The following is a 21565-nucleotide window of genomic DNA, read 5'->3' as shown; positions in this document are numbered from 1 at the left end:
CTAAATTGGGATGGATAAGATCTTGGATTTACGTTGAAAATTGTAAAAATCTTGCTTACTCATTGGTAGTGATTCTACACCGATCTCATGGAATCCTTGTTCTCTAAACCAGTGAAGGCTGTGTGTAGTGAGGACAAAGATTTGCTCGATGCCTTTCGATTTAGACTGTTGTTTCATGTGATTAAGCAATAACAACCCGCGATTGCCATCGCGATAGTCAGTATGAATGGCGACACATGCCATTTCAGCCATTCTGTCTTCGCTATATGGGTAGAGAGCGGCGCAGCCAATGATGAGGCCATCTTTCTCTATAATGGTAAACTGATGAATCTCTTGCTCAAGTTGTTCTCTTGAGCGTCTAACGAGTACCCCTTGTTCTTCTAAAGGACGAATAAGATCGAATATTCCACCAATATCATCGATTTCTGCTTGCCGCACTTGTTCGGCACTCGCTTTCACTATTTGTGTGCCGATGCCATCGAGAGAAAACAGCTCTTGAATCAGAGCACCGTCTAATTTGTAACTAATGAGATGACAACGCGGTACGCCTGCATGGCACGCCGCTTTTGCTGCTCGCAGGAAGCGTAATGTACCGCTGCTTCGTTCTGGGTAATGCGCTTCGTTGATTTCCAGTTCGGTGATTATGCGGTCGACTTCCGTTGGGAATAATTCAGCTAATGCATTGCCATTATTATCCAATACGCCTTGCTCTGAACAAAACCCAATAAGCTTGTCGGCATTTAATTTTATCGCGACCTTGGTCGCCACTTCTTCAGAGAGTAGGTTGAAGGTTTCGCCAGTCACAGAGCCCGCCACTGGTCCTAATAATACAATGGAGCCTTGGTTAAGGACTCGGTTTATGCCATCGATATCAATACGGCGAACCTTGCCACTGTGACAAAAATCAACGCCATCGTCGACGCCAAGTGGTTGGGCAATGACAAAATTACCACTGACGACATTGAGCTGCGTTCCAGCCATCGGGGTATTGTTTAGGCTCATTGAAAGGCGAGCGGTGATATCAAGCTGGAGCCGGCCGGTTGCTTGCATTACGTAACCCAGTGAGCGCTCGTCAGTGACACGAGTGCCTTTGTGGTATGGGCAATAGCAATCATTTTTTTCCAGCAGTTCATTGATCTGAGGGCGAGCGCCGTGCACAAGAATCAACTTCACACCTAGGCTGTGAAGCAAGGCAATATCGCTGATGATATTACCGAAATTTTTGTCCGAAAAAGCTTCACCACCGAGTGTAATGACCATCGTTTTGTTTCTATGGGCATTGACGTAAGGGGTGGATTGCCTGAATCCCTTTACTAAGGCAGTGCTACGGATTTTCACGGTAATGACCTTCTCTACTTTGATGCAATGAATATTGAATAAATTCTAGTGATAATTAGCAATATTATTGTTATTTATGTGGAAATAATGACTTTTTATTCAATGTAGTGCAAGGGGAATTTTACGTACGGTGTTTTCTGATGATGAATTGATCTAAATAATGGCAATGGTCATCGTTTTAATAGGGGGGCTCATGCATAATGAGGCAGGATGAATCGAGTCGTATCATGAGTGAAGCACCAATGTCTGAGGTGGCAAATCAACGTCGCATATCGAATGCGAATAAATGGGTCGAATGGTTATTAATAGGGTTGGCACTGATCGGGACGATTGCGGTTATCGGGTTGTATCAAGATCTTGCTCAGCGCTATCACGAGCATTTAAACCCTAAATCTTCTGTGTTCGGGGTATGGATAGAAAAGGAAGCAAGCGCTTACGTGAAAGACTCCTTTGAATTGAGCGCGAAAGGGGTAACGATTAATCACCGGGTGGTGTCGACAAGCTTTGAGTTTCAACAAAACTTGGTTACCTTCTATGCCGGTGACACACTGCATCAATACCAAGTCCTGAACCAAAACCGAACGCAACTGCAGCAATTATCGCCGATGCACTATCACCCTGTGTTTGAATTGTCAGGAAAACACAAAAAAAGCCTTCGTTAACCCTAGGTTTTATTGCGATTTTTTAAAGAGTTTGCCATCCTGAATGCATCATCAATAAGGGATCACAATCTTGATAAAACGTATTCTTCCACTGGCCTCGATTTTACTTGTTTTTGGTTGCGCTCAGCAAACGGATCGCGCACAACAATACAACGACGATGAATTCGCCGCGCCGCTCAATAAGACGGAAACGATAGAATCTAATCAGCCTCGAAACTTCAACAGTTTTGAAAAACAAGCGGAAGAGGTGACAAAAAACTCACCGTCGATGGCAAAAACCTATCAACCCTTATATGAACAGTTACAGGTCTGGGCCGTAAAAAGTGGCGATCCCAAGGCCTTAAGTCAGTATGGCGTGCAAGCGGCTCAGTTGGGTGGCGGGGATAAAAAAGGCAATGTGCTGTTCACCGGATACTTTTCACCGGTCATGGAACTGCGTCATAGCCCTGATGCGACATTTAAATATCCAGTCTATGGTTTACCAGACTGTAAAAAAGAGTGTCCGACACGTGCTGAAATTTATGGTGGCGCTCTTAATGGTCAAGGGTTAGAGCTGGGCTATGCCGATAACTTGATTGACCCATTTATCATGGAAGTTCAGGGCAGCGGTTTTGTGCATTTTGGTGACGACGATAGCCTAGAATACTTTGCATATGCTGGAAAAAATAACCAAGCCTATGTCAGCATTGGTCGCGTTCTTATCGAGCGCGGAGAGGTGCCTAAAGAGAAAATGTCACTCAAGGCCATTAAAGATTGGGTGATGAGCCAGGATGAGAAGACGGTACAAGCCTTATTAGAAGAGAACACGTCTTATGTGTTCTTTTCTCCACAAAAAGCGGCACCAGTAACGGGGTCGGCCGGTATCCCGCTTCAAGCCATGGCGGCTGTTGCAGGCGATCGAAGCCTATTCCCAATGGGAACACCTATCCTTGCTGAAGTGCCGTTGTTAAATGCGGATGGGACGTGGAGTGGGGCGCATGAGCTGCGTTTATTGATTGTCTTGGATACCGGCGGGGCGGTTAAAGGTAACCACTTTGATTTGTATCACGGGTTAGGTGAGTTTGCAGGAACACAAGCTGGTCACTATAAACATTTTGGTCGAGTCTGGAAGTTAGGTCTAGAGAACTCAAAGACCCAAGACCCTTGGCTCTTACCTTCAGATAAAGCCGCACCCCAGTAGAATTAATTACTAGGTAAAGTGCAGCAGTTGACCTTTTTTAAAAGAGTGCGTATAAATCGCACTCTTTCTTTTTACACAGACTCAGCTAGGTAGCGTTATGCGAGAACTCACCCAACCCGCCTCCGACAATTATAATCAACGCTTCGGTGGAACTCGACGCCTCTACGGACAAAGTGAGGTAGAGATCCTACGTGCAGCGCATGTTTGCGTCGTTGGGATTGGTGGTGTCGGCTCGTGGGCTGTCGAGGCGTTGGCACGCACAGGTGTAGGCGCGCTGACCCTTATCGATATGGATGATGTTTGTGTCACCAATATTAACCGCCAAATTCATGCCATGACAGGCACCGTCGGTCAGAGCAAAATTGAGGTGATGGCGGAGCGAGTTAAGCTGATTAACCCTGAATGCAAAGTGAACCTAATTGATGATTTTATTGAGCCAGAGAACATCGCTCAATACATCACCAAAGACTTCGATTACGTGCTGGATGCCATTGATAGCATGAGGCCAAAAGCGGCACTTTTAGCCTATTGTCGAAGCAATAAAATTAAAGTGATTACCACTGGCGGTGCTGGAGGGCAGGTCGATCCTACGCAGATTCAAATTGCAGATTTGACAAAAACCATCCAAGATCCGCTTGCGAAAAAGCTCAAAGATACCCTTCGTCGCCATCATAATTTCCCTAAGAATCCAGCGCGTAAGTTTGGTATTGACTGTGTCTTTTCTACTGAGCAGTTGAAATACCCTCAACCCGATGGGTCTGTTTGTGGTGTTAAGGCTACGGCAGAAGGGCCGAAGCGAATGGATTGTGCCAGCGGATTTGGCGCAGCAACGGTGGTGACTGCAAGTTTTGGGTTTGTCGCGGTTTCTCGAATTGTCGAGAAACTCATTCAGAAATACAGAGCTTAAACAGGAGTGATGAGTATGAATCAGCCCTTTGGTGCGGAACTGAGTGCCGACGACATCGCCCAAAAGATGGCACAGTTGAACGGTTGGGAAGCGCGATATCGCCAGGTGGTGCAGTGGGGAAAGTTGCTACCCATTATGGATGACGTAGAAAAATCAGATCAAGTACTGGTATCCGGTTGTGAAAGCTCAGTCTGGCTAACCATGACGGAGGTGGACGGTGTTTGGCATATTAGTGCAGATTCGGATGCGCGTATTGTTCGCGGGTTGATTGCTATTGTATTGGCGGCTTACCACCATAAAACGTCACAACAAATTCAATCTTTTGATATTAATACTTACTTTGAACAGCTTGATTTGATTAATCACCTAAGCCCTTCACGTGGGAATGGTTTAAGAGCGATTGTGGACAGTATCAAAGTGGCCGCTATAAAAACGAGTGCCGAGTAATATCAGCGTCGGGTATAGATTCGATGTTGAATAGTTGGATAGTTGAATAGTTGAATAGTTGAATAGTTGAATAGTTGAATAATTAAATAGTAATAACGACTGAAAAGCGCCATGCAAATACCTGTTTGCATGGCGCTTTTTGTCAAGAGTACACTTTGTTTAATCTAATTTTCAGTTGAACCGTTAAGGCTCAAATCATCACTAGTTATCGTGATGGCTTACAGTATGTCGACACACTTCCTTACGGCTTGAACAAAACGCTCGACCTCTTCCATGGTGTTGTAAATGGCAAATGAAGCCCTCACAGTCCCTTTCACACCAAGGGCGTCCATAAGTGGATGTGCGCAATGATGGCCAGATCGCACTGCAATTTGTTGTTGGTCCAATAACGTGGCGATGTCTTGATGATGCACACCCTGCATGATAAATGTAATCACACTGGAATGGGGTTGGAAGCCAATAATCGTGATGTCATCGATCTTGTTGAGTTCATCATAGGCTTGTTGTTGAAGTGCACAAACATGTTGCTCTAGCTGCTTTAAGTCGTATTGCTGTCGCCAATCAATCGCGGCTGCAAGCGCTAGGGCGCCAGCGACATTGGGAGTGCCGGCCTCAAACTTACCGGGAAGTCCTGAAAATGTGGTGTTAGCAAAACTAACGTGTTCCACCATTTTACCGCCCCCGTGCCAAGGCGGCATCGCTTCCAGTCGTGCTTGTTTCCCGTATAACACACCAATTCCTGCGGGAGCATAGAGTTTATGGCCCGAAAATACATAGAAATCGGCATCTAACGCCTGGACGTCTGTGTGTTCATGCACGATGCCTTGAGCGCCATCGACGACGACAATAGCAGCGCTCTGTTGGCGTGTAACGGCGATGATTTTTTCAATGGGAAGCCGACTGCCTGTCACATTAGTGACCTGCGCAATGGCCACGATTTTTGTGCGCTCATTAATCAAGGTTGCAACGGTTTGTACATCAACCTGGCAATCTGGTGTCATTGGGATTTTTACGATGACAGCGCCTGTTTGCTGGGCGACAATCTGCCACGGTACAATATTGGCGTGGTGCTCCAGCTCGGACACTAGGATCTCATCTCCTGGCTTCAAGGTGCTACGTGCATAGCTTTGCGCAATCAGATTCAGTGCCTCGGTAGCGCCGCGAGTCCAGATAATTTCTTTGCTTGAGTTAGCATTAATAAAGTTTGCGACTGTATCGCGCGCCGCTTCGAACCGGCCAGTGGCCAGTGCCGTGAGTGAGTGGCTACCGCGATGAACATTAGCGTTTTGGTTTCGATAGTAATCACTCAGACAATCAATCACGACTTGTGGTTTTTGGGTGGTGGCTGCGCTGTCTAAGTACACAATATCTTGTGCAAGAGCAGGGAATTGCGCTCGAATCGATAGCATGTCGGTCATGTTCGTTTGCCCATTTCGTGGTAATGCAGAATAGGGTTTGTCACCATAGGTTCGGCGACCTCCCAGGCTTTTTCTTTCCCACAAAGTGCGATAATTATTTCAATGGAAAACTCAAGCGCACTCCCCGGACCTTGACTAGTCATGAGGTTGTGAGTGACGTCCATAGTGACTCGCTTTGGTCGCCAACAGTGGCTAGGGATATGAGACTGAAACGCAGGGTGACAAGTCATCAAAGCATCTGGGTAAAGCTTGTGGTGCATCAACACTAGCGCCGGTGCGGCGCAAATGGCGGCCATTAATTTGCCGTCGTATTTATGTTGGCGCAGCATCTCAATCAAAAGCGTGCTGTCTCTGAAGATCTCAGCTCCGGCTACCCCACCAGGCAGTGCAATGACGTCAAACTCTTCATCAGCGACATCCACTAATTTACAGTCGGCAGTCAGCGTAATGCCTCTCGACCCGAGCATAGTAAGGGCACCGTCAAAGTCGACACTGGCGGTGGTAACCTTGAAGCCTGCTCTTATCATGGTATCGATGATAGTAATGGCTTCCATTTCTTCGGTGCCGGGCGCAATAGGCACCAATACATGTTTAGTCATGTTTACTCCAACTGGCTTCAATCTGCTTTATTTGGTTCAACATCGCTGCGTTGGCAGGGATGTGAAGTTGGTATTGCTTTGCGATACGAACAAGGTAACCGGTGATAAAATCAATCTCAGACGGTCTTTTATTATCGATATCTTGTTGCATCGATGAATAGTTCTCTGCCGTATTGCTGATGACGTTAAAAACGGTGGTGGTCATAACTTGCTCATCAAGGACGACTCCCACGCAAGCCGCACATAATAGCGCCTCTTTGATGATCGCCGTTATTTGATTTGCATAATCTGATCGGGATAGCTGACCGTTCTTACAGTTTTCAATAGCTGTCAATGGATTAATGGCACAATTAATGACCAGTTTAGTCCATAGGGCTTGCTGTATTATATCGTGCCAATGTACGGGTGAGATAGCGTGATTCAGTACATCGGTAACAAACTGACAATGCAATCCTTTCTCGTTCCATGCGCCAATTTTGGTCTCACCGAGCCCAGTGTGCTTCACTTGTGTATCACTTTTTCGTAAAGCGCCATGAGTACTCGTCCCAAGTAGTACGGGAAAGGGTTTGAGCTTAGTGGTCATCTTATCTACGCAACCCATACCATTGTGTAGAAATAAGATAATAGTATCGCAATGAAGGATGTCTAGTAGTGGCGAAAGAGCAGTCTCAACTTGCCATGCTTTGAGGGTCACGATCAACAGGTCACTATGTTTTAGGGCATGAGCGTTTTTATTGGCAAAAGAATGCAGCGGTTCGCTGTCTAGTTGTATCGAGATGGATTCCGCTGATTGACGTCCCCAAAGTGATACGTTATGGCCCGCGAGGGTTAACTTAGAGGCATACAATGAGCCGATGGCACCGGGGCCGAGAATAGTAATGTTCACAACAGGCATTAGGTTATGAGTAATAGGCGCAGAATAGCAAAATTATTGGCAATGTTCGAAAGTAACAAGCATAAAAAATGGCGCTAATGCGCCATTTTTTCGAACTTCTTCTATTGGATAGACATTAGAAGTTGTATTGCATACGGTAGATGATTGCATCACCGTAATGCTGCTCGTCACCTGAAGAACCGTACACGCCAAGCTTGTTGTTGAAGTAACGGTACTGGATAGCAGCAGTGATGTGCTCTGTTGCGTGCCAGTTGAATAGCAATGCGCCGTTCACACCGTTTTTGCCGCCTTGGTTTTCTGCGTATGCATCGTTGCGATCAAATTCGATTTCGTTCCAGTTCACGAACGAGAAGTTTTGGCCGAATGCGCTGAAGCCATAACGCGCTGTCCAACCCGCCATGTAACCGTTGTTGCCATTTACGTTTTTATTCGTACCGTAGTCATCCCAAGACGTGATGTCATGTACACCGACCCATGGTTTGAAGAACCAGTTGTCACCTTGAAGCGCAGTATAACCAACACCTAGTACGCGGTTAGTTTCGCTTTGTGCTGGGTTGTCATGGTGATAAACCTGGCCGTAAAGAGATACGCCAGTGTCGCCAAGGTAAACGTGAGCTGTACCTTTAAAAGAGTTTTTTTGCTCAGAAGCACTTTTCTCAACACTTTCACGGTCGTAGAAGCCGTATAGCTCGCCCCAAGTGAAGCCTGCGCCACCTTCGATACCTAGAACAAATTGATTACGTTGGTCACCAACGTTGTCGCTGATAGGACGAGCACCGTGATCCCAGCTTTGGTGATCAAGATAAACGCCGCCGAAACCGTATAGATATTCTGCTGAAGCTGGAACTGCTGATACTGCTGCAACAACGCCAAGAGCTAAAAGTGATTTACGCATAGTGATAACTACTCTTCTTAAGTTGTACTGAAATTGGTCGCTTTCCATGCGAACTTGTCCGATGACGCGCATAATAGCGATTTATATCTCAAAGTAAATGTGCAACGTCGCAAACGGTTGCTAAATATTGTGACAGCTATCGCATTTATTGGATGTTGAACGGAACTTTTATGAATTGCATACAAAGTGACCAAAAAATACAATCAAAAAACTAACCGTACGGTCAATGTTATTAACAATTTTAAAGCTGAACTGATCGACTTAGTTGTGTGGGCGTAGAAGCAACAGTTGACCAAACAAGGAGTTGGAATGTCTCAAATAATGCTATTTCCTCTGAGCTCTGTGGTGCTGCCAGAAGGAAAAATGAAACTGAGGATCTTTGAGCCTCGTTACAAAAGAATGATCGCAGAATGTCTAAAGGCGGGCACAGGCTTTGGTATGTGTCTGGTGAACAACGATGCAGGGGCATTGCCACATAACACGTCTTCTATCGGTACCTTTGTTAGCATTGTCGATTTTGAGACTCTCGACGATGGACTGCTGGGCATCACTGTGTCTGGCACCAAGCGTTTCAAGATTGAACAGGTATCTACCGAATTTGATGGCCTTCGTCACGCAGACGTGACGTGGTTACCAACGTGGCAGCCAAAGCAACTCAATGAACATCACCTTTTTGTTGGGGAGAGGCTTCAGGCTGTTTACAAAGCATTCCCATTACTTGGCGAGCTGTACACACATTGTTTCTTCGATGATGCAACGTGGGTCAGCCAACGTTGGATTGAAGTGCTTCCGGTAACGTGTTTAGAGTTTGAAAGTCTCGCTTTACAGCAAGATTGCGACGAGATGCTAGATTTTGTAGAGGAAATGATCACGGTAAACGATTCACAAAAAGCTACAATATAAACACAGTGTAGTGGGATTCACGATGACATGTTTCGCTGGACAATGCGTAACAGATAATTTTAACCCACGGTAATTGATCTATTCTAATATCCAAACGTATCAATACCAATGAAGCGGAAACTGCAAGACAGACGCAGTCTATTTTAGGGATTTTTCTATGACGCAAGACGAACAGGAAACCTTGACCAAACAAGAATGGATAGAGTGTATTGAGCGCGTCAAACAACGTGATAAACATGCTTATGCTACCTTGTTTCATTATTACTCGCCGCGCCTGAAGCAGTTTGTTTTTCGTTATATAGGTAATGACCAAGTTGCGATTGAGATTGTTCAAGAGGCGATGGCAGCGGTTTGGCAGAAAGCACATCTTTTCGACGCCTCTAAAAGCGCGTTGTCGACTTGGATTTATACCATCGCACGAAACCTTTGTTTTGACATGTTGAGAAAGCAAAAAGGTAAAGAGCTGCATGTCCGCGCGGACGACATCTGGCCGTCAGATTATTGCCCGCCTGACTTTGTCGAACATTACTCGCCAGAGACTGACCGACTTAAAGAGCAAATCATTCAATTTCTTGATGATCTTCCTCAGGCTCAAAGAGACGTAGTAAGGGCGGTATACTTGCAAGAAATTCCTCATCAGCAGGTTGCGGATATGTACGACATACCGCTCGGAACTGTGAAGTCTCGCTTGAGGCTCGCCGTTGAAAAATTAAGACTATCGTTAGAGGCGCATTAATATGGCTTATCATCCAGATGACACTTTACTCAAATTATACGCCGCTGGAGAGATTGACTCGGCGAGAGGGGTGGCAATTGCTTCTCACGTAGACAGTTGCCACCAATGTCGCGAAGCCGTTGCTCGTTTCGAGGAATGCGCCGCTAGTGCTTTAGAGGAAATGGAAGTAGTGAACACCTCACATCAAGATGAAGAGGCGGTGTTCAGCAATATGCTTGAAGATATTATGACGCTAGAGGCGGATTTTTCGAGCCCGAGGGTACGCTCAGCGGCTACGATCACCGTCAACGATAAAAGTTTTCGGGTACCTGCTTCGTTGCAACCTTTGGTCGATAGAATGGGAGAATGGCGCAGCTACGGTGGCAAGGTCTTTACCTCGACCGTCGATATCGATGAAAACTACCGTGTGAACCTGCTCTATATTACTGAGGGAGTCCAGGTTCCTCAGCACACGCACAAGGGTATTGAATCGACATTGGTATTACATGGCGAGTTCAGTGACGAGATGGGTAGCTATTCCAAGGGTGATTACCTTGAAGAAGATGGCGAAACGAAGCACGCTCCACAGACTGCGATGGGGCAGGATTGTTTATGTTTGTCTATTTTGACGGAACCAATGGTCTTTACTCAAGGGGTCGCTAGAATTTTCAATCGCTTTGGTAAAGGCATGTATCCTTAGGTGCTAGGTGCTAGGTGCTAGGTGCTAGGTGCTAGGTGCTAGGTATATAGTCTGGCGGGCAGGCGCTAAATCGGAACGCGATGCGCAAAATAAAAGCCCATGACTTAGATGTCATGGGCTTTTTCGTAGTGTTGTATCTAGAAGCAACGCTTCTTAGAGAGCAACTTACTGCTGGTCATCTGCTTTAGGCTGTGCATCTCTTGCTCGAGCTTTCTCAAGTAAATCATTGAAGTAATGCCTAAGTGAATACAGCATAATCAAACTCGGAATGACCATGAGCGAGGTAATAATAAAGAACGTGCTCCAGTCATTGAGCATGTCGACTAACTCACCGCTAAACGACGCAAGTGTCGTGCGCCCAAAATTGCCTAATGAAGCGAGTAATGCATATTGAGTGGCTGAAAAGGCCTGCCCAGTCAAAATTGTCAGGAATGACACGAAAGCCACCGTTGAAAATGCGGTGGTGAAGTTATCGACAATGATAGTTGCAAGGAATAAGTGCTCATTCGGTCCGACTTGTGCGATCCAGGCAAACATCAGGTTGCTTGCACTCATGGCGATCCCACCAATCATTAGCCCTTTAACAATACCAAATCGGACATTGAACATGCTGCCCAGCAACGTGAAGGCAATCGTCGCACCCCACCCAATGAGCTTAGAATAGTAGCCAATTTGCTCATTGCTGAAACCAATCTCCTTATAGAATGGAATCGACATTCGTCCTAAAAACGCTTCGCCTATTTTGAACAAAAAAACAAAAAGTAACAGAGTGACAGCGACTTTAACCCCATTGCTTCGAAAGAAATCAAGAAAGGGTTCAACAACAGTGACACTAAGCCAAGCGACGACTTTGTTACCGACCACTTTTTTATGGCGTTGTTCAGCCTGTGCTTGCAATGCATCCCGGTCCGTTTTTGGTTCACCTACCAGTAATGTAAATACCATGAGAATGGCAACAATACCGGCCATGCCGTAATAAACGCCGTTCCAGCCGATAGAGTCAGCATTAACAAAGGCGAGGTAACCGGGTAAAGAATACCCTGTCCACCACCCCATGACGGCCATAGCGGACGCTTGCGGTAATTTGTTTGCTTGAGATTTTGGGAAGGTGTCTATACGAAAAGCATCAACAGCAATATCTTGCGTCGATGAGGCGATGGCGATGCCTAATGCAAGTACCGAGGTTAGCATCAGGTTTGTCGCTGGATTGACACCTGCAATAAGCAGTGTGCAAATGAGCATTAAAGACTGACAAAGAAAAATCCAGCTGCGCCTTTGACCCAGTGAGCTGTATAGGAAAGGCAGTCGAACACGGTCGACAAGCGGTGCCCACAAAAAGTTAACAGCGTAGACGGCAAAAACAGAGCCAAAGTAGCCAATGGCGGTACGGGTGAGACCAGCATCTTTGAGCCAACCCGACATATTGGAGCCAATAAGTACCCATGGGAAGCCGCTAGAACAACCGAGCATAAATACCCAAAGTAGACGTTTGTCCCAATAGCTTTTAACGGTATCTCGCCATGTCATTTCTTGTTCCACAGAGGTGCTCCTCACCTAGCAATAACAAAAGAGAGCGTGAGCTCTCTTTCATGTTTTAGTTATGGTAGACGTTCGATTTTTGTTATGACAATCGGGTCCATCGGTACGTCGCGCATGCCACGGACGGTGCGAGTAGGTTTTTGAGACATCTTTTGCACGACATCAAACCCTTCAGTGACCTTTCCAAATACGGCATAGCCAGGGTTGGAGACACTGTAGTTAAGAAAGTCATTATCTGCATAGTTGATAAAGAACTGGCGGGTAGCTGAGTTTGGATCTTGCGTTCGTGCCATGGCGATAGTAGCGACGTCGTTATCTAATCCGTTAGCGCCTTCATTCTGGATCGGGCTGTTGACAGGAAGACGGTTGAATTGGTCATCAAACCCACCCCCTTGTGCCATAAAACCAGGAATAACACGATGGAATTGGCTATTCACGTAGCTGCCATCGTCTACATAGCTCAAAAAGTTGTTTACGCTGACTGGTGCTTTCTCTTCATTTAACTCAACGGTAAATGAGCCGATATTGGTTTCCACTTGCACTTTAGGTCCAGCGAAAGCGGTGACAGAGACTAAAGCAAGTGTAGCGACTAGAGTTTTCATCATTAGAAACGTTCCTTCATATAATCAACTAATTCAGTGTCGTTGGATATTTCTTTGAGTACAAGATTGACGGTGTGATTAAGCATGTCTTCGATGTCACTATTGGAGGCACTCATTAATCCCGAACGATTAGCCTTGCCTGTGTAGGTTTTGACCAGCTTACCCTGAGCATTTTCTACGGTTAGTTCAACCACAACGTTAGCCGCCATGTCATTTTCCATCACTGTGTGCTTAACGGAAACCAAGGCTTCTTGGACTTCGATTTTCACCGCGTTCGGACTGTTGACGGTAACTTTATAGCCTTGTGATGAAAACTGCTGAGCGATCGCGTTCTCGATACCAATTCGTACATTTTGACGAGTATGAATAGGAGTAATATTTGATCGACCGCTGTCCATCAACGCGACGTACTGGGCGGTGCGAACATCTTGGCTGGATAGAGACATAGTTTTGCCTTCTACGATTTTTGCTGCGCTGGTGGCCGCTTGAGGCGCAAAGTTAATCTGTTCTTGTTTTGGGCTTGCACAACCAGCAAGCAAAACCACGGCGGCTGCTAAAACGAGCTTTTTCATTATTCATTCCTTTTCACTCTCATCGGTTTGATGAGGAAAGCCTTTATCAACGCACCACGGGTAATGAGCGCGCTTGCGAAATCTTATCCGATAACCAAAGAGGGAGATGACTTCTTTGGTAACTATGACGATAACTTTACTTAGTCGCCTGTAAAATAACAAATTTGGCGTTAGAAGCGACAAGTTTAACGTGATGCTTACCAAATAGTTTTTCTAGTTTTTTGTCGTAGCCTAGGTGGCGATTGCCGATCACTAGCAATTCACCTCCGGTACGCAGGGCATGTTTTGCGTCATTAAACATCTGCCAAGCAATATGGTCAGTGACGGCTTGCTGCTGGTGAAATGGCGGATTGCATACGACAAGGTCTTGCGTTTGAGGTGAGAAGCCATCGAGACAGTTATTGGCGACAAATTCAGATTGGTCGTTTGATAAGCCGTTAGCCTCAATGTTGTGTCGAGCTGATTCTACGGCCATGTAGCTTTCATCGACCGAAGTCACGATGGCATTGGGGTTTAACTGACGTAGTTTCACGGATAAGACGCCGTTACCGCACCCAAGGTCCGTCACATGTTGATATTTTTGATCGCTAGGAAGATAAGAAAGGAAGAAACGCGCACCGAGATCAAGAGATTCACCAGAGTACACATTTGGCAGGTTGGAGAGCGTTATGTTTTCTTCATCAACGTGCCATGTGGTCAGTGGAACGACTGGAGTGATGCAAGACTGATCGCCTGAGGAAAACACTAAGCGATGTTTTTTCCAGGCGAGTGAAGTGGTGGTGGTCCCCAAGTTCTTTTCGAATAACTTTAACGTCGAGCTATGGATATCTTTGGCTTTATTGACGCCAATCACGGTGCAGTTATCGCCGTATAGGGCGTGTATTTGACTCAATTGCCACGTCAGGTAACGGTTGTTACGTGGGATTTGCATCAACACGATATCTACTTTATCTGGCCATGAGTCAATAGATGACAATAGCTCGATAGGCGGACACTTGTTCAAGCTTAAATTGCTCACAATACCTTGATGAGAAATGAATGAATCGCTAACGGTAGTAACGCGATGTTGCTTTGAAAACCAACAACTCAATGCGCCAAAATTATCATTTAGTACTAGAATACGTTGTGGCGTTGAGAGGTTAAGTGATTCGATATGGGTGATCAAATATTCATCACCAGCATCCCACGCCTGCAGTTTATCATTAGCAAGTTTTGGATAGCGATAGAGTTCAAGTGTTTGGTCAAGCAAAGAGAGTTCAGTTTTCATAGTGATGAGCTTGTGTGATTATCGCTGTATTTTGGCAAAAACTACGACTAATAGCCAAAGAGAATCTTCTTTTAAAGAAGATTATTGATTAAGTAAAGGATATACTTTACCGACAATATAACGATAAGAAAACCAGCACAGGAAGTCAGATGATTCAACAAACCATCGAACAAAAGCTCCATCTAGCGTTTGAACCCACTTTTCTAGACGTTCTCAATGAAAGTTATATGCACAATGTACCACCTGGCTCAGAAAGCCACTTTAAGGTCGTCGTTGTCAGTAATGCGTTTTCTGGAGATCGTCTTATCGCTCGTCATCGTAAAATAAATACAGTCCTTGCCGATGAGTTGTCTGGTGTGATTCACGCTTTGGCGATTCATACCTACACACCTCAAGAATGGGCTGAGAAAAACCAACAATCCCCGATAAGTCCGGATTGCGCTGGTGGTGGTCATTGACCTCGACGATGTGCGTTAGTGTGATAGCTTAATCATTGGTAACATTTTTGATACGTGACATAGTTTGCGGCAATAAGAGTTAAAAATGACGCTGAAGAAAATAACCCGTAAGAGGTATTTTTTAACAGTGTTTCAACATGTTTTTTTGTGCGATGTAGTTAAGTCGGAATGTTTCATTTTGTGAATGAATTAACTGATTAATTTAAATAGAATAATGATGCTCTGTGCGATGCGTCAAAGATATTAATATTGATTAGCTCAGTAGTAGCAAAACTTTCGAAATAATAAGGTTATTGCAGGGATTCATCATGGCATCCAGTTTACAAAAGATGTTAAACTACCGCACCAGACAAATCTCGCAGTGATTTCACCATGAGATTGTTAATGTGATGTTGCTGTCTTGGTGTTTAAAACGCCGAGGCGAGACACCTCAATGTCGTGTCTAAATGTTACGCAATAAAAAGAATCTTTTTCCCGATAAAAGTAGTGCAAGTGCGTATGATTACAATAAAAAAGGGCTTGGACCTTCCTCTAGCAGGAACTCCATCCCAGGTGATTAATGATGGTAAATCCATCACTAAAGTCGCCTTGCTTGGCGAAGAGTACGTGGGTATGCGCCCAACAATGCATGCCCGTGTAGGCGACGAAGTAAAAAAAGGTCAGGTTGTTTTTGAAGACAAAAAAAATCCTGGCGTTATGTTTACTTCACCAGCAAGCGGTAAAGTTATCGAAGTAAACCGTGGTGAGAAGCGTGTACTTCAATCTGTAGTGATTGAAGTAAGCGGTGATGATCAGGTTACGTTTGATAGTTACACGGCTGACCAATTAGTAGGACTTGATCGCGAGACGATTAAAAACCAACTTATTGCTTCAGGTATGTGGACAGCTTTACGTACTCGACCGTTCAGCAAGGTACCCGCGATTGATTCAACTACTCAGGCGATTTTCGTCACTGCCATGGACACAAATCCATTGGCGGCAGAGCCTGAATTGATCATTAACGAACAGAAAGACGCGTTTGTTGCAGGTCTTGACCTTCTGTCCAAATTGACAGACGGCAAGGTGTATGTCTGTAAGAAAGGCACCAGTCTTCCTCGTTCAACTCAATCTAATGTAGAAGAGCATGTTTTCGACGGTCTGCACCCTGCAGGTTTAGTCGGTACTCATATGCACTTCTTGTACCCAGTTAACGCAGAGACCGTCGCTTGGAGTATTAACTACCAAGACGTTATTGCTTTCGGCAAGCTTTTCACTACCGGTGAGCTATTCACAGATCGTGTTATCTCTCTTGCTGGTCCTGTCGTCAACAAACCTCGTCTAATTCGTACTCAACTAGGTGCTAGTCTAGAAGAAGTGACGGATAGCGAATTGATGCCAGGCGAAGTTCGTGTGGTGTCTGGTTCTGTGCTTTCAGGTACTCACGCTATTGGCGTGCACGCATATCTAGGCCGTTACCATCAACAAGTTTCTGTATTGCGCGAAGGCCGTGATAAAGAGCTGTTTGGTTGGGCGACCCCAGGTAAAAACAAATTCTCGGTGACTCGTTCGTTCCTCGGCCACGTATTTAAAGGTCAGTTGTTTAATATGACAACGACAACGAATGGTAGTGATCGTGCAATGGTTCCAATCGGCAATTACGAAAAAGTATTGCCATTGGATATGGAACCGACGTTACTTCTTCGTGATTTATGTGCTGGCGACATAGACAGTGCACAACGTCTTGGAGCTCTTGAGCTAGATGAAGAAGATTTGGCGTTATGTACCTTTGTTTGTCCTGGTAAGTACGAATATGGTCAACTCCTACGTGAGTGCCTAGACAAGATTGAGAAGGAAGGGTAACCCATGCTTAAGAAATTCCTTGAGGATATCGAGCATCACTTTGAACCAGGCGGCAAACACGAAAAGTGGTTTGCACTGTATGAAGCAGCGGCAACGCTGTTCTACACGCCAGGCTTAGTGACACAACGTAGCTCGCACGTTCGTGATAGTGTTGACTTGAAACGTATCATGATTATGGTTTGGTTTGCCGTGTTCCCAGCAGTATTCTGGGGCATGTATAACTCAGGCAACCAAGCTATCATGGCGCTTAACCATATGTATGCGGGCGCAGAACTTGCGAACATCATCGATGGTAACTGGCACTACTGGCTGACTCAGGCTATCGGCGGAACCTTAGGTGCCGACGCGGGTTGGGGCAGTAAGATGTTGCTAGGCGCAACGTATTTCCTACCAATCTATGCGACGGTGTTTATCGTTGGTGGTTTCTGGGAAGTCCTGTTCTGTATGGTTCGTAAGCATGAAGTCAATGAAGGCTTTTTTGTTACGTCTATATTGTTTGCGCTGATTGTTCCTCCAACATTGCCTCTATGGCAAGCAGCACTAGGTATTACCTTTGGTGTTGTGGTTGCAAAAGAGATCTTTGGTGGTACTGGCCGAAACTTCCTTAACCCAGCACTTGCTGGTCGTGCATTCTTGTTCTTCGCTTACCCTGCGCAAATCTCGGGTGACGTAGTATGGGTTGCAGCTGACGGCTTCTCTGGTGCAACGGCACTAAGTCAATGGGCACAAGGCGGCGAAGGCGCTCTATTAAACAACATCACTGGCCAAACTATCACTTGGATGGATGCTTTCATCGGTAACATTCCAGGTTCGATTGGCGAAGTTTCTACACTTGCGTTAATGATTGGCGCAGCGATGATCGTTTATATGGGTATCGCATCTTGGCGAATCATTGCTGGTGTAATGGTCGGTATGATTGCAATAGCGACGCTGTTTAACGTCGTTGGCTCTGATACCAATGCTATGTTTGCTATGCCTTGGCATTGGCACCTAGTTCTAGGTGGCTTCGCATTTGGTATGTTCTTTATGGCAACCGACCCAGTATCGGCTTCGTTTACTAACAATGGTAAATGGGCATACGGTATTTTGATTGGCGCCATGTGTGTCATGATTCGTGTTGTTAACCCAGCATACCCAGAAGGCATGATGTTAGCGATCCTGTTCGCCAACCTGTTTGCTCCTCTGTTTGACCATGTTGTGATTGAGAAGAACATTAAGCGGAGACTAGCGCGCTATGGCAAATAATAACGATAGCATCAAAAAGACGCTCGGTGTTGTTGTCGGATTGAGCCTAGTGTGTTCAATCATCGTATCAACAGCAGCTGTAGGCTTACGTGATAAACAACAAGCAAACGCAGTTCTAGATAAGCAAAGCAAGATCGTTGAAGTCTCTGGTATTACCGGAGAAGGGACTGTACCTGAGCTTTTTGCCAACAACATTGAACCACGTCTTGTGGATTTTGCAACGGGCGAATTTGTTGAAGGAGACGCTGCAACTTACGACCAACGTAAAGCAGCAAAAGATCCTGCAGAGTCGATTAAACTTACTGCTGAGCAAGATAAAGCCAAGATCATCCGTCGTGCCAACACGGGCGTGGTTTATCTCGTTAAAGACGGCTCAGAAACAACAAAGGTTATCATTCCTGTTCATGGTACTGGTCTATGGTCAATGATGTATGCGTTTGTTGCAGTTGAAACCGACGGCAACACTGTTTCTGGCATCACTTACTATGAGCAAGGTGAGACTCCAGGATTGGGTGGTGAGGTAGAAAACCCTGCTTGGCGTGATCAATTTGTCGGTAAGAAATTATTTGACGAAGACCACAATCCAGCGATTAAAATCGTGAAAGGTGGGGCACCGCAAGGTTCTGAGCATGGCGTTGATGGCCTATCAGGTGCAACTCTGACGGGTAACGGTGTTCAAAATACTTTCGATTTCTGGTTGGGTAAAGATGGCTTCGGTCCTTTCCTAGCTAAGGTTCGTGATGGAGGCTTGAACTAATGTCAAATACAAAAGACATGAAAAAGAATCTTCTTTCTCCAGTACTTGATAACAACCCAATCGCCCTTCAGGTACTTGGTGTTTGTTCTGCGCTTGCGGTAACAACTAAGCTAGAAACAGCTTTTGTTATGACGCTAGCGGTAATCTTTGTAACGGCGCTATCGAACTTCTTTGTATCGGTTATTCGTAACCACATTCCAAACAGTGTGCGTATTATCGTGCAAATGGCGATTATCGCATCATTGGTAATCGTTGTTGACCAAGTGCTTAAAGCGTATCTTTACGATATCTCTAAGCAGCTATCTGTATTTGTAGGCCTAATCATTACTAACTGTATTGTAATGGGTCGTGCAGAAGCTTATGCCATGAAGTCAGCGCCACTTCCTTCGTTAATCGACGGCATTGGTAATGGTTTAGGCTATGGTTTCGTACTGATTACTGTTGCGTTCTTCCGTGAGCTATTGGGTAGCGGTAAGTTGTTTGGCCTAGAAGTTCTTCCTTTAGTGAGCAATGGTGGTTGGTATCAGCCTAACGGCATGATGTTGCTAGCACCTTCTGCTTTCTTCCTAATTGGTTTCATGATTTGGGTTATCCGAATCATTAGACCTGAACAAGTCGAAGCGAAGGAGTAAGGTAGAAATGGAACATTATATTAGTTTGCTTGTTAAATCGATTTTCATCGAAAACTTAGCACTTTCATTTTTCCTAGGTATGTGTACTTTCTTGGCGGTATCTAAGAAAGTTAAGACTTCGTTTGGTCTTGGCGTAGCAGTTATTGTTGTATTGACCATTGCGGTTCCAGTTAACAATCTGCTTTATACTAATATCCTGAAAGAAAATGCATTAGTTTCTGGTGTCGATCTAAGTTTCCTTAACTTCATCACGTTTATCGGTGTTATTGCCGCGTTAGTACAGATCCTCGAGATGGTACTTGACCGCTTTTTCCCACCGCTATATAACGCTCTGGGGATTTTCCTGCCATTGATCACCGTAAACTGTGCGATCTTCGGTGGTGTATCATTCATGGTACAGCGTGATTACAACTTCGCAGAATCAGTCGTTTATGGCTTTGGTTCTGGTGTGGGTTGGATGTTGGCGATTGTTGCGCTAGCAGGTATCCGTGAAAAGATGAAGTACTCTGACGTGCCTCCAGGCTTACGTGGACTTGGTATTACCTTTATCACTGTTGGTTTAATGGCGTTAGGCTTTATGTCTTTCTCTGGTGTTCAACTGTAGGGTAAGCACCCAAAAATAAGGAATAACAAATGCAAAGCATTATTCTTGGTGTAGCGATGTTTACCATTATTTTACTTGTTTTGGTTTTAGTGATTTTATTCGCTAAATCGAAGCTAGTACCTACAGGTGACGTTACTATTTCAGTGAATGGCGATCCAGAGAAGAGCTTCGTGACTTCTCCTGGCGACAAACTACTGAGTGCAATGGCGGGCAAAGGTATCTTTGTATCGTCGGCTTGTGGTGGCGGTGGCTCGTGTGGTCAGTGCCGTGTGAAAGTTAAATCTGGCGGTGGTGATATTCTACCGACTGAACTTGATCACATCACAAAAGGTGAAGCTCGTGAGGGTGAGCGTCTAGCTTGCCAAGTGGCTGTGAAAACAGACATGGATATCGAGCTTCCAGAAGAGATCTTTGGGGTTAAAAAGTGGGAATGTAGCGTTATCTCTAATGATAACGAAGCAACCTTTATCAAAGAATTGGTGCTGGCAATCCCTGAAGGTGAAGAAGTTCCTTTCCGTGCTGGTGGCTATATTCAGATCGAAGCTGACCCTCATCACATTAAATATGCGGATTACGATATTCCTGAAGAGTATCGTGAAGACTGGGATAAGTTTAACCTATTCCGTTATGAGTCTATCGTAAAAGAGCATTCGATTCGTGCTTACTCAATGGCTTCATACCCAGAAGAGAAAGGCATCATCAAGCTTAACGTACGTATCGCGACTCCGCCGCCAAATAACCCAGACGTAGCACCTGGTGTGATGTCGTCTTATATTTGGTCTCTTAAAGCGGGTGATAAATGTACTATTTCAGGTCCGTTTGGTGAGTTCTTCGCTAAAGAAACTGACAATGAAATGGTCTTCATCGGTGGTGGTGCAGGTATGGCGCCAATGCGTTCACATATCTTTGACCAACTTTTACGCCTTCAATCGAAGCGTAAGATGTCTTATTGGTATGGTGCTCGTTCTAAGCGTGAAATGTTCTACGTAGATGATTTTGACGGCCTAGCGGCAGATAATGAAAACTTCGTATGGCACTGTGCTCTGTCTGATCCTATGCCAGAAGATAACTGGGATGGTTACACAGGCTTCATCCATAATGTATTGTATGAAAACTATCTAAAGGACCATGAAGCGCCTGAAGATTGTGAATACTACATGTGTGGTCCACCGATGATGAATGCGGCCGTTATTGGTATGCTGAAAGATCTTGGTGTAGAAGATGAAAACATCTTACTAGATGACTTCGGTGGTTAAATCTCGATAGTGTATTAATCATGGCTGGCTCATGTGTGAGCCAGCCATTTTATTTTTTATTACAGTAAGAATATTCATGGTTATCCGTTCTAATATAGGGTTGATAAGCAGAATGTTTTTGGAAATTCGGTAGGT

The 21565-nt window shown here is 45.1% G+C and carries 23 protein-coding genes; 14 read left to right on the top strand and 9 right to left on the bottom strand.

Annotation, left to right across the window (positions count from 1 at the left end; all coding sequences use genetic code 11):
* Positions 1 to 1338, bottom strand: a complete 1338-nt coding sequence (argA, locus tag AB4405_RS02320; RefSeq protein WP_372059453.1) for an amino-acid N-acetyltransferase — start codon at positions 1336 to 1338, stop codon at positions 1 to 3.
* 227 nt (positions 1339 to 1565) lie between these two features.
* Here argA and AB4405_RS02315 point away from each other — a divergent pair, with 227 nt between their 5' ends.
* From AB4405_RS02315 to AB4405_RS02300, 4 genes are all read left to right on the top strand, one after another.
* On the top strand, positions 1566 to 2000 hold the full coding sequence (locus AB4405_RS02315; RefSeq protein ID WP_372059452.1) for a DUF2850 domain-containing protein: 435 nt from the start codon (positions 1566 to 1568) through the stop codon (positions 1998 to 2000).
* A 70-nt stretch (positions 2001 to 2070) separates the two neighbouring features.
* Positions 2071 to 3180, top strand: a complete 1110-nt coding sequence (mltA, locus tag AB4405_RS02310) for a murein transglycosylase A (protein ID WP_102468759.1) — start codon at positions 2071 to 2073, stop codon at positions 3178 to 3180.
* Positions 3181 to 3277: 97 nt separating this feature from the next.
* Positions 3278 to 4087: a tRNA cyclic N6-threonylcarbamoyladenosine(37) synthase TcdA gene (tcdA, locus tag AB4405_RS02305; protein ID WP_372059451.1), complete on the top strand. Its 810-nt coding sequence runs from the start codon at positions 3278 to 3280 to the stop codon at positions 4085 to 4087.
* Between the two features lie 15 nt (positions 4088 to 4102).
* A complete protein-coding gene (locus tag AB4405_RS02300) occupies positions 4103 to 4534 on the top strand; it encodes a SufE family protein (RefSeq protein WP_372059450.1) in 432 nt (143 codons plus the stop codon).
* A gap of 218 nt (positions 4535 to 4752) precedes the next feature.
* On the opposite strand, the gene csdA is transcribed toward AB4405_RS02300, so the two are convergent.
* The 4 genes from csdA to AB4405_RS02280 form a co-directional block, all read right to left on the bottom strand.
* Entirely contained in the window at positions 4753 to 5952 is a 1200-nt protein-coding gene (gene csdA, locus AB4405_RS02295; protein WP_372059448.1) for a cysteine desulfurase CsdA, read from the bottom strand.
* Positions 5949 to 6551 carry a DJ-1 family glyoxalase III gene (locus AB4405_RS02290; RefSeq protein WP_372059447.1) on the bottom strand — a complete coding sequence of 201 codons (603 nt, stop codon included), beginning with the start codon at positions 6549 to 6551 and terminating at the stop codon, positions 5949 to 5951. The genes csdA and AB4405_RS02290 overlap by 4 nt, the downstream gene beginning before the upstream one ends.
* A complete protein-coding gene (locus AB4405_RS02285) occupies positions 6544 to 7437 on the bottom strand; it encodes a 2-dehydropantoate 2-reductase (protein WP_372059446.1) in 894 nt (297 codons plus the stop codon). Before AB4405_RS02285 ends, AB4405_RS02290 begins: the two co-directional genes overlap by 8 nt.
* A gap of 124 nt (positions 7438 to 7561) precedes the next feature.
* Complete coding sequence (locus tag AB4405_RS02280; protein ID WP_372059445.1) at positions 7562 to 8341, bottom strand: outer membrane protein OmpK; 780 nt, start codon at positions 8339 to 8341, stop codon at positions 7562 to 7564.
* Positions 8342 to 8650: 309 nt separating this feature from the next.
* On the opposite strand from AB4405_RS02280, the gene AB4405_RS02275 reads away from it, so the two are divergent.
* The 3 genes from AB4405_RS02275 (at position 8651) to AB4405_RS02265 (ending at position 10659) form a co-directional block, all read left to right on the top strand.
* Positions 8651 to 9244 (top strand): LON peptidase substrate-binding domain-containing protein, encoded by a 594-nt coding sequence (locus tag AB4405_RS02275; protein ID WP_372059444.1) that lies wholly within the window; start codon positions 8651 to 8653, stop codon positions 9242 to 9244.
* A gap of 157 nt (positions 9245 to 9401) precedes the next feature.
* On the top strand, positions 9402 to 9980 hold the full coding sequence (locus AB4405_RS02270) for a sigma-70 family RNA polymerase sigma factor (RefSeq protein WP_372059443.1): 579 nt from the start codon (positions 9402 to 9404) through the stop codon (positions 9978 to 9980).
* Between the two features lies 1 nt (position 9981).
* Positions 9982 to 10659, top strand: coding sequence for a ChrR family anti-sigma-E factor (locus AB4405_RS02265; RefSeq protein ID WP_372059442.1), 678 nt, complete (start codon positions 9982 to 9984; stop codon positions 10657 to 10659).
* A 165-nt stretch (positions 10660 to 10824) separates the two neighbouring features.
* Here AB4405_RS02265 and AB4405_RS02260 read toward each other — a convergent pair whose 3' ends face one another.
* The 4 genes from AB4405_RS02260 to AB4405_RS02245 all read right to left on the bottom strand — a co-directional run bounded on the left by AB4405_RS02260 (position 10825) and on the right by AB4405_RS02245 (position 14639).
* Positions 10825 to 12186: an AmpG family muropeptide MFS transporter gene (locus AB4405_RS02260; protein ID WP_102468844.1), complete on the bottom strand. Its 1362-nt coding sequence runs from the start codon at positions 12184 to 12186 to the stop codon at positions 10825 to 10827.
* Between the two features lie 71 nt (positions 12187 to 12257).
* On the bottom strand, positions 12258 to 12803 hold the full coding sequence (locus AB4405_RS02255; RefSeq protein ID WP_372059441.1) for a peptidylprolyl isomerase: 546 nt from the start codon (positions 12801 to 12803) through the stop codon (positions 12258 to 12260).
* Positions 12803 to 13372 (bottom strand): YajG family lipoprotein, encoded by a 570-nt coding sequence (locus tag AB4405_RS02250; RefSeq protein ID WP_102468749.1) that lies wholly within the window; start codon positions 13370 to 13372, stop codon positions 12803 to 12805. The genes AB4405_RS02255 and AB4405_RS02250 overlap by 1 nt, the downstream gene beginning before the upstream one ends.
* A gap of 136 nt (positions 13373 to 13508) precedes the next feature.
* Positions 13509 to 14639, bottom strand: coding sequence for a methyltransferase (locus tag AB4405_RS02245; protein ID WP_372059440.1), 1131 nt, complete (start codon positions 14637 to 14639; stop codon positions 13509 to 13511).
* 149 nt (positions 14640 to 14788) lie between these two features.
* Between AB4405_RS02245 and bolA the strand changes: the two genes are divergently transcribed.
* The 7 genes from bolA to nqrF all read left to right on the top strand — a co-directional run bounded on the left by bolA (position 14789) and on the right by nqrF (position 21430).
* A complete protein-coding gene (gene bolA / locus AB4405_RS02240; protein WP_102468747.1) occupies positions 14789 to 15097 on the top strand; it encodes a transcriptional regulator BolA in 309 nt (102 codons plus the stop codon).
* A 498-nt stretch (positions 15098 to 15595) separates the two neighbouring features.
* Complete coding sequence (locus tag AB4405_RS02235) at positions 15596 to 16936, top strand: Na(+)-translocating NADH-quinone reductase subunit A (protein WP_102468746.1); 1341 nt, start codon at positions 15596 to 15598, stop codon at positions 16934 to 16936.
* Positions 16937 to 16939: 3 nt separating this feature from the next.
* Positions 16940 to 18181 (top strand): NADH:ubiquinone reductase (Na(+)-transporting) subunit B, encoded by a 1242-nt coding sequence (locus tag AB4405_RS02230; RefSeq protein WP_102468745.1) that lies wholly within the window; start codon positions 16940 to 16942, stop codon positions 18179 to 18181.
* On the top strand, positions 18171 to 18938 hold the full coding sequence (locus AB4405_RS02225; protein WP_102468744.1) for a Na(+)-translocating NADH-quinone reductase subunit C: 768 nt from the start codon (positions 18171 to 18173) through the stop codon (positions 18936 to 18938). The genes AB4405_RS02230 and AB4405_RS02225 overlap by 11 nt, the downstream gene beginning before the upstream one ends.
* Positions 18938 to 19570 (top strand): NADH:ubiquinone reductase (Na(+)-transporting) subunit D, encoded by a 633-nt coding sequence (locus AB4405_RS02220; RefSeq protein ID WP_372059439.1) that lies wholly within the window; start codon positions 18938 to 18940, stop codon positions 19568 to 19570. The genes AB4405_RS02225 and AB4405_RS02220 overlap by 1 nt, the downstream gene beginning before the upstream one ends.
* A gap of 7 nt (positions 19571 to 19577) precedes the next feature.
* Positions 19578 to 20174 carry an NADH:ubiquinone reductase (Na(+)-transporting) subunit E gene (gene nqrE / locus AB4405_RS02215; RefSeq protein ID WP_102468742.1) on the top strand — a complete coding sequence of 199 codons (597 nt, stop codon included), beginning with the start codon at positions 19578 to 19580 and terminating at the stop codon, positions 20172 to 20174.
* A gap of 29 nt (positions 20175 to 20203) precedes the next feature.
* Positions 20204 to 21430 (top strand): NADH:ubiquinone reductase (Na(+)-transporting) subunit F, encoded by a 1227-nt coding sequence (nqrF, locus tag AB4405_RS02210; protein WP_102468741.1) that lies wholly within the window; start codon positions 20204 to 20206, stop codon positions 21428 to 21430.
* The last annotated feature ends 135 nt before the right edge of the window (positions 21431 to 21565 follow it).

Origin of the sequence: Vibrio sp. 10N.261.51.F12, from assembly GCF_041471725.1 — a bacterium.
Taxonomy (GTDB): domain Bacteria; phylum Pseudomonadota; class Gammaproteobacteria; order Enterobacterales; family Vibrionaceae; genus Vibrio.
This window is presented reverse-complemented; position numbering and strand designations above follow the sequence as displayed.

Excerpts from the sequence above, each read along its gene's own strand:
- AB4405_RS02245 (WP_372059440.1), bottom strand. The coding sequence starts at position 14,639 with ATGAAAACTGAACTCTCTTTGCTTGACCAAACACTTGAACTCTATCGC.
- AB4405_RS02300 (WP_372059450.1), top strand. The coding sequence starts at position 4,103 with ATGAATCAGCCCTTTGGTGCGGAACTGAGTGCCGACGACATCGCCCAA.
- AB4405_RS02230 (WP_102468745.1), top strand. The coding sequence starts at position 16,940 with ATGCTTAAGAAATTCCTTGAGGATATCGAGCATCACTTTGAACCAGGC.
- AB4405_RS02255 (WP_372059441.1), bottom strand. The coding sequence starts at position 12,803 with ATGATGAAAACTCTAGTCGCTACACTTGCTTTAGTCTCTGTCACCGCT.
- AB4405_RS02290 (WP_372059447.1), bottom strand. The coding sequence starts at position 6,551 with ATGACTAAACATGTATTGGTGCCTATTGCGCCCGGCACCGAAGAAATG.
- AB4405_RS02225 (WP_102468744.1), top strand. The coding sequence starts at position 18,171 with ATGGCAAATAATAACGATAGCATCAAAAAGACGCTCGGTGTTGTTGTC.
- AB4405_RS02260 (WP_102468844.1), bottom strand. The coding sequence starts at position 12,186 with ATGACATGGCGAGATACCGTTAAAAGCTATTGGGACAAACGTCTACTT.
- AB4405_RS02315 (WP_372059452.1), top strand. The coding sequence starts at position 1,566 with ATGAGTGAAGCACCAATGTCTGAGGTGGCAAATCAACGTCGCATATCG.
- AB4405_RS02235 (WP_102468746.1), top strand. The coding sequence starts at position 15,596 with ATGATTACAATAAAAAAGGGCTTGGACCTTCCTCTAGCAGGAACTCCA.
- AB4405_RS02250 (WP_102468749.1), bottom strand. The coding sequence starts at position 13,372 with ATGAAAAAGCTCGTTTTAGCAGCCGCCGTGGTTTTGCTTGCTGGTTGT.
- AB4405_RS02220 (WP_372059439.1), top strand. The coding sequence starts at position 18,938 with ATGTCAAATACAAAAGACATGAAAAAGAATCTTCTTTCTCCAGTACTT.
- AB4405_RS02275 (WP_372059444.1), top strand. The coding sequence starts at position 8,651 with ATGTCTCAAATAATGCTATTTCCTCTGAGCTCTGTGGTGCTGCCAGAA.
- AB4405_RS02280 (WP_372059445.1), bottom strand. The coding sequence starts at position 8,341 with ATGCGTAAATCACTTTTAGCTCTTGGCGTTGTTGCAGCAGTATCAGCA.
- tcdA (WP_372059451.1), top strand. The coding sequence starts at position 3,278 with ATGCGAGAACTCACCCAACCCGCCTCCGACAATTATAATCAACGCTTC.
- nqrE (WP_102468742.1), top strand. The coding sequence starts at position 19,578 with ATGGAACATTATATTAGTTTGCTTGTTAAATCGATTTTCATCGAAAAC.
- nqrF (WP_102468741.1), top strand. The coding sequence starts at position 20,204 with ATGCAAAGCATTATTCTTGGTGTAGCGATGTTTACCATTATTTTACTT.
- AB4405_RS02265 (WP_372059442.1), top strand. The coding sequence starts at position 9,982 with ATGGCTTATCATCCAGATGACACTTTACTCAAATTATACGCCGCTGGA.
- bolA (WP_102468747.1), top strand. The coding sequence starts at position 14,789 with ATGATTCAACAAACCATCGAACAAAAGCTCCATCTAGCGTTTGAACCC.
- AB4405_RS02270 (WP_372059443.1), top strand. The coding sequence starts at position 9,402 with ATGACGCAAGACGAACAGGAAACCTTGACCAAACAAGAATGGATAGAG.
- csdA (WP_372059448.1), bottom strand. The coding sequence starts at position 5,952 with ATGACCGACATGCTATCGATTCGAGCGCAATTCCCTGCTCTTGCACAA.